Annotated in this window: 15 protein-coding genes and 1 tRNA gene; 9 read left to right on the top strand and 7 right to left on the bottom strand. The window is 63.8% G+C overall.

Annotated features, from left to right (window positions below; genetic code table 11):
• The 3 genes from ACZ2G3_RS08305 (at nt 1) to ACZ2G3_RS08295 (ending at nt 3,406) form a co-directional block, all read left to right on the top strand.
• Nucleotides 1-1,443 carry an NAD(P)(+) transhydrogenase (Re/Si-specific) subunit beta gene (locus ACZ2G3_RS08305; RefSeq protein WP_470395248.1) on the top strand — a complete coding sequence of 481 codons (1,443 nt, stop codon included), beginning with the start codon at nt 1-3 and terminating at the stop codon, nt 1,441-1,443.
• Between the two features lie 163 nt (nt 1,444-1,606).
• Nucleotides 1,607-2,917: a DUF3422 family protein gene (locus ACZ2G3_RS08300; RefSeq protein WP_419267775.1), complete on the top strand. Its 1,311-nt coding sequence runs from the start codon at nt 1,607-1,609 to the stop codon at nt 2,915-2,917.
• Between the two features lie 144 nt (nt 2,918-3,061).
• Nucleotides 3,062-3,406 carry an arsenate reductase family protein gene (locus ACZ2G3_RS08295; RefSeq protein WP_470395246.1) on the top strand — a complete coding sequence of 115 codons (345 nt, stop codon included), beginning with the start codon at nt 3,062-3,064 and terminating at the stop codon, nt 3,404-3,406.
• Between the two features lie 3 nt (nt 3,407-3,409).
• Here ACZ2G3_RS08295 and ACZ2G3_RS08290 read toward each other — a convergent pair whose 3' ends face one another.
• The 3 genes from ACZ2G3_RS08290 to ACZ2G3_RS08280 all read right to left on the bottom strand — a co-directional run bounded on the left by ACZ2G3_RS08290 (nt 3,410) and on the right by ACZ2G3_RS08280 (nt 5,160).
• On the bottom strand, nt 3,410-3,838 hold the full coding sequence (locus tag ACZ2G3_RS08290; protein WP_470395244.1) for a protein tyrosine phosphatase family protein: 429 nt from the start codon (nt 3,836-3,838) through the stop codon (nt 3,410-3,412).
• 93 nt (nt 3,839-3,931) lie between these two features.
• A complete protein-coding gene (gene gph / locus ACZ2G3_RS08285) occupies nt 3,932-4,609 on the bottom strand; it encodes a phosphoglycolate phosphatase (protein ID WP_470395242.1) in 678 nt (225 codons plus the stop codon).
• Entirely contained in the window at nt 4,606-5,160 is a 555-nt protein-coding gene (locus tag ACZ2G3_RS08280) for a thioredoxin family protein (protein WP_470395240.1), read from the bottom strand. Before ACZ2G3_RS08280 ends, gph begins: the two co-directional genes overlap by 4 nt.
• 195 nt (nt 5,161-5,355) lie before the next feature.
• Between ACZ2G3_RS08280 and ACZ2G3_RS08275 the strand changes: the two genes are divergently transcribed.
• The 6 genes from ACZ2G3_RS08275 to ACZ2G3_RS08250 all read left to right on the top strand — a co-directional run bounded on the left by ACZ2G3_RS08275 (nt 5,356) and on the right by ACZ2G3_RS08250 (nt 10,246).
• Nucleotides 5,356-6,363, top strand: coding sequence for an IS30 family transposase (locus ACZ2G3_RS08275; protein ID WP_470395238.1), 1,008 nt, complete (start codon nt 5,356-5,358; stop codon nt 6,361-6,363).
• Nucleotides 6,364-6,502: 139 nt separating this feature from the next.
• Nucleotides 6,503-7,879 (top strand): ISNCY family transposase, encoded by a 1,377-nt coding sequence (locus ACZ2G3_RS08270; RefSeq protein WP_470395236.1) that lies wholly within the window; start codon nt 6,503-6,505, stop codon nt 7,877-7,879.
• 914 nt (nt 7,880-8,793) lie between these two features.
• A complete protein-coding gene (locus ACZ2G3_RS08265; RefSeq protein ID WP_419267771.1) occupies nt 8,794-8,961 on the top strand; it encodes a hypothetical protein in 168 nt (55 codons plus the stop codon).
• A gap of 114 nt (nt 8,962-9,075) precedes the next feature.
• Nucleotides 9,076-9,318: a BolA/IbaG family iron-sulfur metabolism protein gene (locus ACZ2G3_RS08260; RefSeq protein WP_111300897.1), complete on the top strand. Its 243-nt coding sequence runs from the start codon at nt 9,076-9,078 to the stop codon at nt 9,316-9,318.
• 67 nt (nt 9,319-9,385) lie between these two features.
• Nucleotides 9,386-9,748, top strand: a complete 363-nt coding sequence (grxD, locus tag ACZ2G3_RS08255; RefSeq protein ID WP_419267770.1) for a Grx4 family monothiol glutaredoxin — start codon at nt 9,386-9,388, stop codon at nt 9,746-9,748.
• A 153-nt stretch (nt 9,749-9,901) separates the two neighbouring features.
• A complete protein-coding gene (locus tag ACZ2G3_RS08250) occupies nt 9,902-10,246 on the top strand; it encodes a hypothetical protein (RefSeq protein ID WP_470395233.1) in 345 nt (114 codons plus the stop codon).
• 32 nt (nt 10,247-10,278) lie between these two features.
• Here ACZ2G3_RS08250 and ACZ2G3_RS08245 read toward each other — a convergent pair whose 3' ends face one another.
• The 4 genes from ACZ2G3_RS08245 to lipA form a co-directional block, all read right to left on the bottom strand.
• Nucleotides 10,279-10,857, bottom strand: a complete 579-nt coding sequence (locus ACZ2G3_RS08245; protein ID WP_470395231.1) for a hypothetical protein — start codon at nt 10,855-10,857, stop codon at nt 10,279-10,281.
• An 89-nt stretch (nt 10,858-10,946) separates the two neighbouring features.
• Nucleotides 10,947-11,345, bottom strand: coding sequence for an ElaB/YgaM/YqjD family protein (locus ACZ2G3_RS08240; protein WP_470395229.1), 399 nt, complete (start codon nt 11,343-11,345; stop codon nt 10,947-10,949).
• A gap of 117 nt (nt 11,346-11,462) precedes the next feature.
• Nucleotides 11,463-11,546: transfer RNA gene (locus ACZ2G3_RS08235), tRNA-Leu, on the bottom strand.
• A gap of 115 nt (nt 11,547-11,661) precedes the next feature.
• A complete protein-coding gene (lipA, locus tag ACZ2G3_RS08230; RefSeq protein WP_470395227.1) occupies nt 11,662-12,618 on the bottom strand; it encodes a lipoyl synthase in 957 nt (318 codons plus the stop codon).
• Nucleotides 12,619-12,723 lie beyond the last annotated feature (105 nt).

Below are 12,723 nucleotides of genomic sequence, written 5' to 3'. Positions count from 1 at the left end.
ATGGAATACGGATTCACCACCGCGGCCTATGTGGTCGCCTCGGTCCTGTTCATCCTGTCGCTTGGCGGGCTGTCGGGACAGGAAAGCGCCAAGCGCGCCATCTGGTACGGCATCGTCGGCATGGCGCTGGCCGTGCTGGCCACGCTGATCGGGCCGGGGGCCGGCAACTGGTTCCTGTCGCTGGTCATGATCGCCATCGGCGGCACCGTCGGCTGGATCGTCGCCAAGCGCGTCCAGATGACCGAGATGCCGCAGCTGGTCGCGGCCATGCATTCGCTGGTCGGCCTGGCAGCCGTCTTTGTCGGCTTCAATGCCCAGATCGAGCTGGCCCGCGTCATGCGTGCCCGCGCCGAGGGCGTCCCCGAGGTCTTTTACGGCTTCGCGGCACTTCTGGCGCACAAGACCTCGGCCGAGATCGCCATGCTGAAGATCGAGGTCTTCCTGGGCATCTTCATCGGCGCCGTCACCTTCACCGGCTCGGTCGTGGCCTTTGGCAAGCTGTCGGGCCGCGTCGACGGCAAGCCCAAGAAGCTGCCCGGCGGCCACATGCTGAACGCGGGCGCGCTGGCCCTGTCGATCCTGTTCGGCATCCTTTATTTCACGGGCGTCGGATCGGGCGTCTTCTGGCTGATCCTGATCACGGCCCTGGCCTTCTTCATCGGCTATCACCTGATCATGGGCATCGGCGGCGCAGACATGCCGGTCGTGGTGTCGATGCTGAACAGCTATTCAGGCTGGGCCGCGGCCGCCATCGGCTTCACGCTTGGCAATGACCTGCTGATCGTCACCGGCGCGCTGGTCGGATCTTCGGGCGCGATCCTGTCCTACATCATGTGCAAGGCGATGAACCGTAACTTTGTCAGCGTGATCCTGGGCGGCTTTGGCGGCGAGACGGGACCCGCGGCCGCCATCGAGGGCGAGCAGACCGCCATCGACGCAGACGGCGTGGCAGCGGCTCTGAACGATGCCGACAGCGTGGTCATCGTGCCGGGCTATGGCATGGCCGTGGCGCAGGCGCAGGGCGCGGTCAGCGAGCTGACCCGCAAGCTGCGCGCCGCGGGCAAGGAGGTTCGTTTCGCGATCCACCCCGTCGCGGGCCGCCTGCCGGGCCACATGAACGTGCTCTTGGCCGAGGCGAAGGTGCCCTATGACATCGTGCTGGAAATGGACGAGATCAACGACGATTTCCCCTCGACCGACGTGGTGATCATCATCGGCTCGAACGACATCGTGAACCCGGCAGCGCAGGACGATCCGAACAGCCCCATCGCCGGCATGCCGGTGCTGGAGGTCTGGCGCGCCAAGCAGGTGTTCGTGTCCAAGCGCGGCCAGGGCACCGGTTATAGCGGCATCGAGAACCCGCTGTTCTTCAAGGAGAACACGCGCATGTTCTATGGCGATGCCAAGGACAGCATCAACAAGCTGCTGCCGATGATCGACTGATCGGGCACCCGAAACAGGCTGTTCGACCCTTTGCGCCCGCCGGATCCCTCCGGCGGGCGCTTCTCAATTTTGCGCGGGACCGGATATGGGCTTGCGCTGGACCCGGGGCTGCGCACAACTGGGGCAGGGGGCCGCTGCCCGCCGATAAGCTCGAGGGATAACAATGGGTCCGGCGACCGAACATCCGCTGCGCTATGCGCTTGTGAACGAACTCCACGCGCGGCCTTCGCCGCAGATGCCTGTTCCGTCGACAACGGTCTTTGTCGCCTTCAAGGAGCCGCAGGACGCCGCCAACCGGGACCGGGGGCTGGACGCGGCCCATCTGCAGGAACTGGTGTCGCGGCATGGCGGCCCGCGCCCGGACGCCGATGACAGCCATTACCAGGGCAGGCTGGGCCGCCATGACCTGAAATGGGAAAGCCATACCGAGTTCGTAAGCTATATGGCCACGACACCCGGCCTGCCGATCCGCCCCTTTGACCCGTCGGCCGCGTCGATCTTTCCCGAGGAATGGCAGCGGTCGGCCCCCGGCCGGCGCGTGGCCGCGGTCATCGTGCAGGTCGACCTGCTGCCTGACGATCCTGCCGAGGCCTTGGCGCGGATCGGCGGCTGGTTCGCCCCCGACAGCCTGGCTGCAGTCTGGGTGCTGGACGAGGCCGCGGTGGTGGCCGGCGATTTTCGCATCGATGCCGACGGCTGGATGCGGTTCGCGGTTTTCGTGCGGCCCGGCACGACGCCGGGCAGGGTGGGCCGGCTGGCCCATCGGGTCGTGGAACTGGAGACCTATCGCGCCATGTCCATGCTGGGCCTGGGGCGGGCCCGCAGTCTCAGCCGTCGCCTGAACGAGCTGGAGCCGCGGCTGACCGCGATCCTGGCCTCGATGAATGACGAGGCGCAGCCGGCCGAGCAGATGCTGCACGAGCTGCTTGCGGTCTCGACCGAGCTGGAGGCGCAGGCGGTCCAGCATTCCTTCCGCTTTGGCGCGACCTCGGCCTATGAGGCGATCGTCCGCGACCGCATCAGCGCGCTGCGCGAGACGCGCTTCCTAGACCGGCAGATGCTGACCGAGTTCATGCGCCGCCGCTATCAGCCCGCGATGCGGACGGTGAAGTCGGCCGAGAACCGGCTGGACACGATGCTGGAACGCGCGGCCCGCGCCGCCGAACTGCTGCGCACCCGCGTCGATGTGGAACGCAGCGCACAGAACCAGAACATCATGGAGCGCATGGACCGGCGCGCCGACCTGCAGCTGCGCCTGCAGCACACGGTCGAGGGCCTGTCGGTCGTGGCCATCAGCTATTACGCGGTCGGGCTGCTGGGCTATGCGCTGGCGCCCGTGGCGGGGCTGGCGGGGGTGGAGAAAAGCCATCTGATCGCCGCGCTGACGCCCCTTGTGGTTCTGGTCGTCTGGTGGGGCATGCGCCGCGTCCGGCGCAGTCTGCACGGGGCCGAACATGGCAGCGGCAATTTGTAGCTTGTGGCACGGGAGCGGCAACGTGATAAGCCATGACCTGCATCACACGGAGCCCTTTCCATGCGTCTGACCCTTGCCCTGTTGACCGTTCTGAGCCTTTCCGCCTGCGGCATCCCCTTTGTGCCCTTCATCTGAGAGACCGCCATGTCAAAGACGCTGACGATGTTCGGTCTGGCCCATTGCTCGACCTGCCAGAAGGCGCAGGCGGAGCTTGAGGCGCATGGCTGGACGGTCCTGTTCCGCGATGTCCAGCAAGAGCCGCTGTCCGAGGAAGAGCGCCGGTCCCTGGTGTCCGATTTCGGCGATAAGATCATCAACCGGGCCAGCCTGACCTGGCGCGGCATGTCCGAGGATCAGCGCTCGGCGGATCCGGTGGCGATGATGGGCGAAAAGCCGAGCGTCATGAAGCGGCCCGCGATCCGGACCGGTGACAGGACGCTGCTGGGCTGGACGGCCAATGTGAAGCGGGCGCTGGACGTGCCTGCCTGAGGATCAGCCCCTGCGGCTGGCCAGCGAGGCCAGCAGCGGGCGCACGCCGGTCAGGTCGTAGCCCGCCTTGGCGGCTGTCTCGAGGATCTCGTCCTCGGGCAGCTTGCCGGCCTGGTTCAGCGCCCAGAGCACGGTACAGCGGTTCCCCGATCGGCAATAGGCAATGACCGGCCCACGGCCGACCGTTGCGGAGCCGAAGTCCGAGATCAGCTGCGGCGTGACCTGGCCGGGGTGGAAGGGCAGGTAGTGATAGCTCATCCCCGCATCGGCCGCCGCCTGCGCCATCACATCATGGTCGATCTCGGGTCCGACCTCGTCATCGGGCCGGTTGTTGACCAGGACCTTGAACCCGGCCTCGGCCAGGACGGGCACATCCTCGGGCATGATCTGCGGCGAGACGGCAAGGGTGGGGCTGAGCTGACGCAGATCCATGGGCGGCTTTCCTGCAAGGTGGCATCCGCGACCTGCCGGGTTTGCGCCGCGCTTGTCAAGCTGCTGTCGTCCCCAGGCCGGCCGTTCGGCGGCTTATGCGGCCACGGTTTCCATGATCAGGCGGGGCAGGTCGTCGAAGCTGTCGAAGGAGGCCAGATGCGGCAGCTCGCTGACCGGCCGCAGCCGATAGCCGCGCGTGAAGATCAGGAAAGGCACCGGCACGGCCGCGGCACAATCGGCGTCGAATTCGCTGTCGCCGACATAGATGGCATTCGGTGTGTCGTCCGCGACCCCTAGAAGATCCAGCGCCGCGCGGAGGGGGGCAGGATCGGGCTTTTTCTGCGGCAGCGAGTCACCCCCGATCACCGCCGACATCATCGAAGCGAGCCCGAAATGTTCCAGGATCACGCGGGTGGGTCCCAAGGGCTTGTTCGTGCAGATGCCCAAGGGATGGCCGGCATCGGCCAGGCGACCCAAGGCTTCGGTCACCCCGGGGAAGACCCGTGTCAGCGCCGTCGCATCATGATAGCGGGCCATAAAGGCCGCAACCAGGTCCGGCCTGTGCACCGGATCGATGCCCGTGGCCGCGATCACCCGCGTCCAGAGGAGGTCGACGCCGCCTCCGATGAAGCTGCGCACCCGATCGAGACCAAGCGGAGAGATTCCGTTCTGGCGCAGGACCGCGTTCACACAGGCATGAATGTCCGGCGCGCTGTCGATCAGCGTGCCGTCGAGGTCAAAGACGATCGGGCAGGGCGCCAGCATGTTCATTCGGCTTTCCATTTTATAGAACAACCCATTGATGCTACTTGCTCTTTCGGTCCTTGACCAGTCTTCGCGATCATGATCATGGCCTCGAACAGCTCGCGCCGCGCATCACCTGGTCCCGGGGTGCGGCCCGAGGCATCGAGGCGGCCCCGATACTGCAACCGGCCCTCCGAGTTGTAGCCGAAAAAGTCAGGTGTGCATTCCGCGCCATAGGCACGCGCCACGTCCTGATTTTCATCATAGAGGTAGGGAAAACGGAACCCCATGTCTTGGGCAAGGCGCGCCATCTCCTCGGGTCCATCCTGGGGGTATTCGGCCACATCATTGGCAGAAATTGCCACGACGCCGATCCCGCAATCCAGCAGCTCATGAGCGTCCCTCACAATTCGATCAAGGATCGAGCGCACATAGGGGCAGTGATTGCAGATGAACATGACCAAGGTCCCGCGCGGACCCGCCAGTTTTTCAAGGCTGCTGACAGTGCCTAGACCATCGGGCAGCGAGAAGTCGTGCCACGAGGTGCCGAAGTCACAGACGGGCGGCGAAACTGCCATGGCATTCTCCGGTGTTACCAACTCGAATGTGTTCGACCGGGATTACTTCGGCAACGTAAAAATGGTGGCAACCTCGCTGCATATGCCGACGTATATTGCATAATACAGATTATCCAGGATATGGCTTGTAGAAGGGCACATTCCATTCTGGAATGCATCACTCGATAGTTTCCTGAAGCTATTCAGGAGCATATGATGAGGCGCCCTTTCACCAACCTGACGCTGGACGAACGTCGCGTGATTGCACGAATGCTGCAAGCCAAGGTGCCGAAGACGAAGATTGCGCAGATGCTCGGCCGTGATCGCTCGACCATCACTCGCGAGGTCAAAAGGAACTGGTGGCATGACAAGGATGTCCCGCAGGCTGATGGCTATTGGCATGTGACGGCTCAGTCCCAGGCCGACCGCAGGCGGTCACGTCGGCGCAAGCTCGAGCGTTTTCCAGATTTGCGAGCCGAAGTGATCCGCTGCCTTCAGGAAGGCTGGTCTCCCGAACAGATTGCAGGCCGGCTCAGGATCGAACCTGGCGCCCCGCACAGGCTCTGCCATGAGACGATCTACCAGTATGTCTACTCGGCCGACGGCCAGTCCGCGCAACTGGCGCGCCTCCTGCCCGAGCGGCGCCGGAAGCGGAAACCACGCTATGCCCGCACACCCCGCAACCGGGTTTTTCCTGTGGAAACGAGCATCCATAACCGACCGTCCGAGATCAACGACCGCAGCCAGTTTGGAAATTGGGAGGGTGATCTGATGATCTTCGAACGCGCTCAGGGCGATGCCAATGTGGCCACACTGGTCGAACGGAAGACCCGCTACACCGTCCTGCTGCGCAACAACGATCGGAAGTCCAAGCCCCTCATGAACCGCCTGATCCACGAGATGTCACCCCTTCCCGCCGAGGCGCGGCGCTCGATCACCTTTGACCGCGGTCTGGAGTTCGTGGCCTGGCGTGAGTTGGAAACCGGCATGGGCACGAAGGCGTGGTTCTGCGACCCGCAGGCGCCTTGGCAAAAAGGCTCGGTCGAGAACATGAACAAGCGCATCCGCCGCTACTTGCCCCGGGATACTGCTGTGTTGCAGCTGACGCCTCATTCGATGAAGATGACATGTCGGCGCCTGAACGCCACGCCCCGCAAATGCCTGGGCTACCGAACACCCACCGAAGCGTTTCAAGATGAGCTGATAAGATTGGAGGCACCATGACAAGCCCTGCCCCGCAGGACTGGTGCATTCAGAATGGAGCCTGCAAACCAAAGTAGGATTGTCGCGAACTGGCAAAGTTAGTTTGTCGCCTAGCCCCTGACGCGTGAAGCTTGATCCAGCATCATCCGGGGGCTTCGAGATGGGACTGGTTCTGATGAGCGAACGCGAGCTGCAGCGTATCGAGGTTTTGGCCCAGGTGCTGGATGGCAGCCTGCGCAGCGTGACGGCGGCAAACCTGCTGGGCCTCAGCCCGCGGCAGGTGCAGCGCCTGCTTCAAAGCATCCGCGACGACGGCGCGATGGCCGTGCGGCACAAGCTCCGAGGCCGTCCGTCCAACAACCGCATCAGCGATTTGAAGCGCGACTATGTCCTGTCGCTGATCCGGCAGGATTATCCAGATTTCGGCCCGACGCTGGCGGCCGAGAAGCTGGCCGAGCGGCACGGCATCCGGGTCTCCTCTGAGACGCTACGCAAGTGGATGATCGCGGACGGGATCTGGCAAAGCCGGGTGCAGCGCCGCCGCGTGCATCAGCCCCGTTTGCGGCGCGAAGCCTTGGGTGAGCTGATCCAGATCGACGGCTCCGAGCATCGCTGGTTTGAGGATCGCGCTCCGCCTTGCTCTTTGCTGGTCTTCATCGACGATGCCACTGGTGCGCTCATGCATCTGCGCTTCGTGCGCTCGGAGTCGACCGAGAGCTACTTCGCGGCCCTGGCGGATTATCTGCACGAGCATGGTCTGCCGGTGGCCTTCTATTCCGACAAGCACAGCGTTTTCCGCGTCAACAAGACAGAGGCCCGCAGTGGGCACGGAATGACACAGTTCGGCCGCGCTTTGAGCGAGCTGAACGTCGAGATCCTCTGCGCAAACAGTTCGCAGGCCAAGGGCCGGGTGGAACGGGCGAACCGAACGCTGCAGGACCGGCTGGTCAAGGAATTGCGGCTGGCCGGGATCAGCGACATGGCGGCGGGCAACGCTTTCCTGCCCGGCTTCATCGCGCGGCACAACCTGCGCTTTGCCCATCCCCCTGCCCGGCCCGAGAACCTGCACCGGCCAGTCAATCTGCCGGGGTCACGTTTGGCTGACATCCTCTGCATTCGCGACCAGCGACAGGTCGGCGCGAGCCTCGTGGTGCATTACGAGCGCCGGAAGTTCATCCTCGAGGACAGCGAGCATGCACGCAGTGCGATCGGGCGCTATGTCGAGACCTACGCCTATGCTGACCGATCTTTCGAGATCCGCTGGAAAGGCATCCAGCTGCCCTACCGGGTCTTCGATCCCAGCCAGCAGCGCGTGACCCACACCGCGATCACCGAGAACAAGCGCCTCGGCGACATGCTGGCCTTCATCAAGACACAGCAGGACGCCGATCCTCCGCTGGTCGGCGCGGTCGGCAAGCAGCGCACCCGCTATACCCCGACCGGCAAGCGTGGCGGCGGCAGGAAAAGTGGGCTTGAACGACGTGCTGAACGGCGTGCGGCTGAAGCGCAGGCCGCCGCACCGCCACCAGCAGAGTGACGACATGAGAGCCCAGAGCCGCCGGCCCCGCCCCTACGGCCCTTTGTGGAGAGAGCGGGCCGGGGCCGGCTGACCGCCTCCCTGCAAGGCCAGCGACATTTCTAAATGGCGGAACACGCGACGTTTTAACTTGGTGACAACATGGCTTGGAATGGTTGCGCGCCGTGTTGGAGCGCAAATTTTTAAACCTGACGATGAGTGGGTCTCCAAAAACAACACTGCGAGTGAAGGTCCGCTACACCCGCCTTTCCTTTCTGAGCGTCGCGAAGTTGAACGGGTACGGCGGATGAGGCTCAGCCTTGACGAGATGGCGCACAGCAATACCGGCAGCGCAAGCGTCGGCTTCCGAATTTTGCGCCGGGCCTCCGCATCTTTCTCCTCCTAGCTAACATCGCGTCGCAAGCAGTTCTTTATTGAGAGGCAAAATTCGTGCTTTCCCGGCTGAGTACGGCCCCGCAAATGTCACCACCATCATCGAGCGCACCAGCCGCTTTCTGGGCGCTCTGAAAAACACAAAAGCGCTCCCCAAGCCGATCATGATGGAGATCGCCCGATCGCTCATGCCTCTACCCCCACATGCCTGCCGAGCGATCACCGGCTTCGAGTTCATCGGCTGGCCGCATTTACAAGCCCAAGGTCGATGCGCAGACCAGCTTTTGCGAAGCACAGGCGTCCACTGATCGGCGCACATTCGGAAAGGCCGTCATGATGGACAACCTGCGCAAGCAGATAGCCAGCTCCAGCCGGCGGCGCCGCCCTGCCTGCCGTTCCAGACTGAGGCTCAGCCGACAGAATGCCCCTCCCTGTAAGATGAAGCGTCAAGATAAGCTGACGCCAATGCAGCAAAGGGAACTCTCGCGACTTCGCAGGAGTCTAACCAAGGACACACGAACTTGGACAAAAGGAACATCATCATGCGTATTGTTGCAGCCGGTCTTCTTGGCGCCGCCCTGCTGGTTTCGGCCTGCGGAAACACCGTTACCGAACGTGCCGCCACGGGCGGCGTCGGTGGTGCCGCGATGGCGGGTCCGGTGGGTGCCGTTGTCGGCGGGACAGTCGGGGCCGTCAGCGCGGTCAACTGATCTGCCGCCTTTCTTCACGAACGGCCGCACCTCACCGGTGCGGCCGTTCTGCATGGTCTTGCGACCGGGCCAGCCATCGCCTACATCTGTATCGAGCGATAAGAGGACCTGTTCATGGCGATGGAAGCGCATGATATCGAAGCCCTAATCCGGGCAGCCTTTCCCGATGCGCGGATCACGATCACCGACCTTGCGGGCGACGGCAACCACTATGCCGCCGAAGTCGTCGATGAAAGCTTCCGGGGCCAGAACCGAGTGCAGCAGCAGCGGGCCGTCTATGCCGCGCTTCAGGGCAGGATGGATGGCCCCTCGGGCGCCCTGCATGCCTTGGCGCTGACGACCAAGGCCCCTGATTAAGATCGGGCACCCCTGCCCCACGACCTTCAAGGCCCCATGCGGGTCTTAGACCAAGAGGACTTCCCAGATGAGCGACGTCACCAACCGCATCCAGGATCTGATCGACCGCAACGACGTCGTTCTGTTCATGAAGGGCACGCGTGACATGCCCCAATGCGGCTTTTCCAGCCGCGTTGCGGGCGTGCTGAACTACATGGCGATTCCCTACCAGGATGTGAACGTCCTGTCCGATGCTGATATCCGCCAGGGGATCAAGGATTTTTCTGATTGGCCGACGATCCCGCAGCTCTATGTGAAGGGGGAATTTGTCGGCGGATGCGACATCATCACCGAGATGACGCTCTCGGGGGAACTGGACCAACTGCTGGACCAGAAGGGCATCAGCTTCGACAAGGCCGCCGCCGACAAGATCCGCGAAGCAAACGCCTGATCGCGCCTAGTTATCAATTCGCCGCCAAGACCTTGCGGGTCTTGGCGGCCAATTGATTTAAATTTGCTTGCTTCACTCATCCGGCGGTGGAACTCTGGGCGCAGCATGACGCACCCGCATTTCACCTTTGTCGTCCTTGAAAAGGACCATTTCGTGGCGCAGGACATGTGCGCAGGCTTGGCCGATGCTGCACCGGGTTGTCAGTTCCTTCATCTTGCAGTGTCGGACATTCCCGATGACCTGCTTTCGACGCTAGCCGGCAGTGGCGGCTTGCCGGTTCTGGTCACCAAGGCGCAGATCAGCGAGATGGACGGGTGCGCCTTGGTTCGCGACTGGAGCAGGAACGGCTGGCCCATTGTTCTGAGGCTCGGCATCGATCCCGTCGAGGATATCCGCGCACGCGGATGGTACTCCTTGGAAGCGCCCTTTACCCGTGACGACCTGGACGATCTGGTGCGGCGCTTGACGCTTGGTGAAAAGGATCGCCGGTTGGCATGAAAAAGGGCGCCCGAGGCGCCCTTTCTTGTTGATCACATCAGGTCGTCGGGATCATGATCACGATCCCGCCTGCGGTTTTCCTGCAGCTTCGCGGCCAAGGTGATACCTACTGCCAAGGCTCCGATCGCCTTGGCCATGCCGGCCGAACCGACAGTGGTGGGCCTGGGGTTCAAGGACGGCTGAGTGAAAACCTGGCGTGGAGGCCGGGGCTGCTGTCCTGACAGGCCGACGGCGCGCGCAGTCTCACGCACTGTTCCGAAGACCTTCTGCTCCGCATCGCTCGCCAGCTTCGACGCGCGATAGCTTGCCTGATCCATCAGCGCATGCGCCTTGGTTTCAGCCATGTCCATCACGCGTGCCGCCTCGGCGCGGGCCTTGGCGGCGGCTGCGTCCGCAGCCAGCGTCACCCGGGCCTCCACCTCGCGCTTGAGGTCATCCGTGCTGGGCATCTCGTGCTTGCGCCGCGATCCCATTGCGATCAGCAGCGCCGAGATCGCGGCCAGCAGGACCCCGATGGCCAGCGATGCCAGCGCCGAGCCCCAGCCAAGCTCCGTGGCCAGAAACGACCACAAAGCTGCCAGCAGGAAACCTCCCGCGATCAGCGCCACCACCCCGGCGCCCGCCTTCAGGGCAGTGCGCCGCGCGGTGTCGCCCAGAGCCAGTTGAACCTTTCGCGCGAAGTCGAACATGCTGGGACCCCTCAGCGGCGCGCGATCAGCAGGCCGACCAGAAAGCCGATGCCGGCCGCGATGCCCAAGGCCTGGGCCGGGTTGCGGCGAACCATTTCCGACACTTCATCATAGCGCTCTTCGGCATATTGCGCGACGTCCTGCGCACGCTGCTGACCGGCCTCGTAAAGGCGCTCGGCCTCGACGCGCGCGCGGTCGGCATATTCGCGGCCCGCTTCCATCGCGTTGCTGGCCATGGCCGCGCCACGCTCGCCAAGGCGCTCGGCCGCGTCGTTGTCGGACAGGTTGCTCGCGGTCTTGCGCGCATCGTCGGCCATCCGGTCTGCACCTTCCTGCAGATCGCGCTTGGCCTTGTTGGCGGCGGCGTTGGCGTCGCGTTTCATGTCGTCTGCGGTGGGGTTCTGTGCCATGCTAAGTCCTTTCACAGGTGCAATATCACCTTCCGTGACCAAACCGTCGGGTGATGATGATCGTTCCCTGCGGACGCAAATTCTTTCATGGAATTCAGCAAAGGAAAGGAAAGAGCGTGGTAGGGGCGGCCGGACTCGAACCGGCACTCATTGCTGAAACGGATTTTGAATCCGTCGCGTCTACCATTCCGCCACGCCCCCGAAACATCGGCGCTCTTTCGGCGCGGCCCTTGCGGGCCTGGTTGATCGGTAAATCCACCCGCGGGAATTTGCAAGGGGCAGACACGCGGGCCCCCTGCCCCTTTTCGTCAGCCGCTCAGGCGCGGCCCAGCTTGGCCAGGCGCGCGTCCCGCAGCCGGCTGAAATCGTCCCCGGCGTGATAGGAGGACCGCGTCAGCGGCGTGGCAGAAACCATCAGGAAGCCCTTGCCATAGGCGGCTTTCTCATAGCCCGCGAACTCCTCGGGCGTGACAAAGCGGTCCACGCGATGGTGCTTGGGGCTGGGCTGCAGATACTGGCCGATGGTGATGAAGTCGATATCGGCCGCGCGCATGTCGTCCATGACCTGCAACACGCCCTGACGATCCTCGCCCAGGCCGACCATGATCCCCGACTTGGTGAACATGGCCGGGTCCAGTTCCTTGACCCGCTGCAGCAGCCGCAGCGAATGGAAATAGCGCGCACCGGGCCGCACCGACGGATAAAGGCCGGGCACGGTCTCCAGGTTGTGGTTGAAGACATCGGGCCGCGCCTCGACCACGGCTTCCAGGGCGCCGGGCGTCGATTTGAGGAAGTCGGGCGTCAGCACCTCGATGGTGGACTGGGGAGAGCGGTGGCGGATCGCGCGGATGGTCTGGGCGAAATGCTCGGCCCCGCCATCGTCCAGGTCGTCGCGGTCGACGCTGGTGATCACCACGTGGTTCAGGCCCAGCTTGGCGACGGCATGGGCCACGCGGCCGGGTTCGAACGCGTCCAGCGTCTGCGGCTTTCCGGTGGCGACGTTGCAGAAGGTGCAGCCGCGGGTGCAGATCTCGCCCATGATCATCATGGTCGCGTGGCCCTGGCTCCAGCACTCGCCCACGTTCGGACAACCCGCCTCCTCGCAGACGGTGGACAGGCGGTTTTCGCGCAGGAGGTCGCGCGTCTGCTTGTAGCCGGCCGAGGTGGGCGCCTTCACCCGGATCCAGTCCGGCTTCTTGGGCTGGGCCTGGTCGGGGCGATGCGCCTTTTCCGGGTGACGCTGGTCCGGGAGCCTGAGGTCGCGCAAGGTCATGGTCCTTTCGGTCGCGGTTCTGCCGGAAATACAGGTATTTCTTTTGCTTGGCAACGCGCGGAGGTGGCATGCCTCCGCATGGCAGCCATGACTATGCGCTTTTGC

The organism is Paracoccus sp. KKT209, assembly GCF_055635455.1.
The sequence above is the reverse complement of the archived record's forward strand: the minus strand, read 5'-3'. Positions and strand labels throughout refer to the sequence as shown.

Excerpts from the sequence above, each read along its gene's own strand:
- ACZ2G3_RS08305 (WP_470395248.1), top strand. The coding sequence starts at position 1 with ATGGAATACGGATTCACCACCGCGGCCTATGTGGTCGCCTCGGTCCTG.
- ACZ2G3_RS08300 (WP_419267775.1), top strand. The coding sequence starts at position 1,607 with ATGGGTCCGGCGACCGAACATCCGCTGCGCTATGCGCTTGTGAACGAA.
- ACZ2G3_RS08295 (WP_470395246.1), top strand. The coding sequence starts at position 3,062 with ATGTCAAAGACGCTGACGATGTTCGGTCTGGCCCATTGCTCGACCTGC.
- ACZ2G3_RS08290 (WP_470395244.1), bottom strand. The coding sequence starts at position 3,838 with ATGGATCTGCGTCAGCTCAGCCCCACCCTTGCCGTCTCGCCGCAGATC.
- gph (WP_470395242.1), bottom strand. The coding sequence starts at position 4,609 with ATGAACATGCTGGCGCCCTGCCCGATCGTCTTTGACCTCGACGGCACG.
- ACZ2G3_RS08280 (WP_470395240.1), bottom strand. The coding sequence starts at position 5,160 with ATGGCAGTTTCGCCGCCCGTCTGTGACTTCGGCACCTCGTGGCACGAC.
- ACZ2G3_RS08275 (WP_470395238.1), top strand. The coding sequence starts at position 5,356 with ATGAGGCGCCCTTTCACCAACCTGACGCTGGACGAACGTCGCGTGATT.
- ACZ2G3_RS08270 (WP_470395236.1), top strand. The coding sequence starts at position 6,503 with ATGGGACTGGTTCTGATGAGCGAACGCGAGCTGCAGCGTATCGAGGTT.
- ACZ2G3_RS08265 (WP_419267771.1), top strand. The coding sequence starts at position 8,794 with ATGCGTATTGTTGCAGCCGGTCTTCTTGGCGCCGCCCTGCTGGTTTCG.
- ACZ2G3_RS08260 (WP_111300897.1), top strand. The coding sequence starts at position 9,076 with ATGGCGATGGAAGCGCATGATATCGAAGCCCTAATCCGGGCAGCCTTT.
- grxD (WP_419267770.1), top strand. The coding sequence starts at position 9,386 with ATGAGCGACGTCACCAACCGCATCCAGGATCTGATCGACCGCAACGAC.
- ACZ2G3_RS08240 (WP_470395229.1), bottom strand. The coding sequence starts at position 11,345 with ATGGCACAGAACCCCACCGCAGACGACATGAAACGCGACGCCAACGCC.
- lipA (WP_470395227.1), bottom strand. The coding sequence starts at position 12,618 with ATGACCTTGCGCGACCTCAGGCTCCCGGACCAGCGTCACCCGGAAAAG.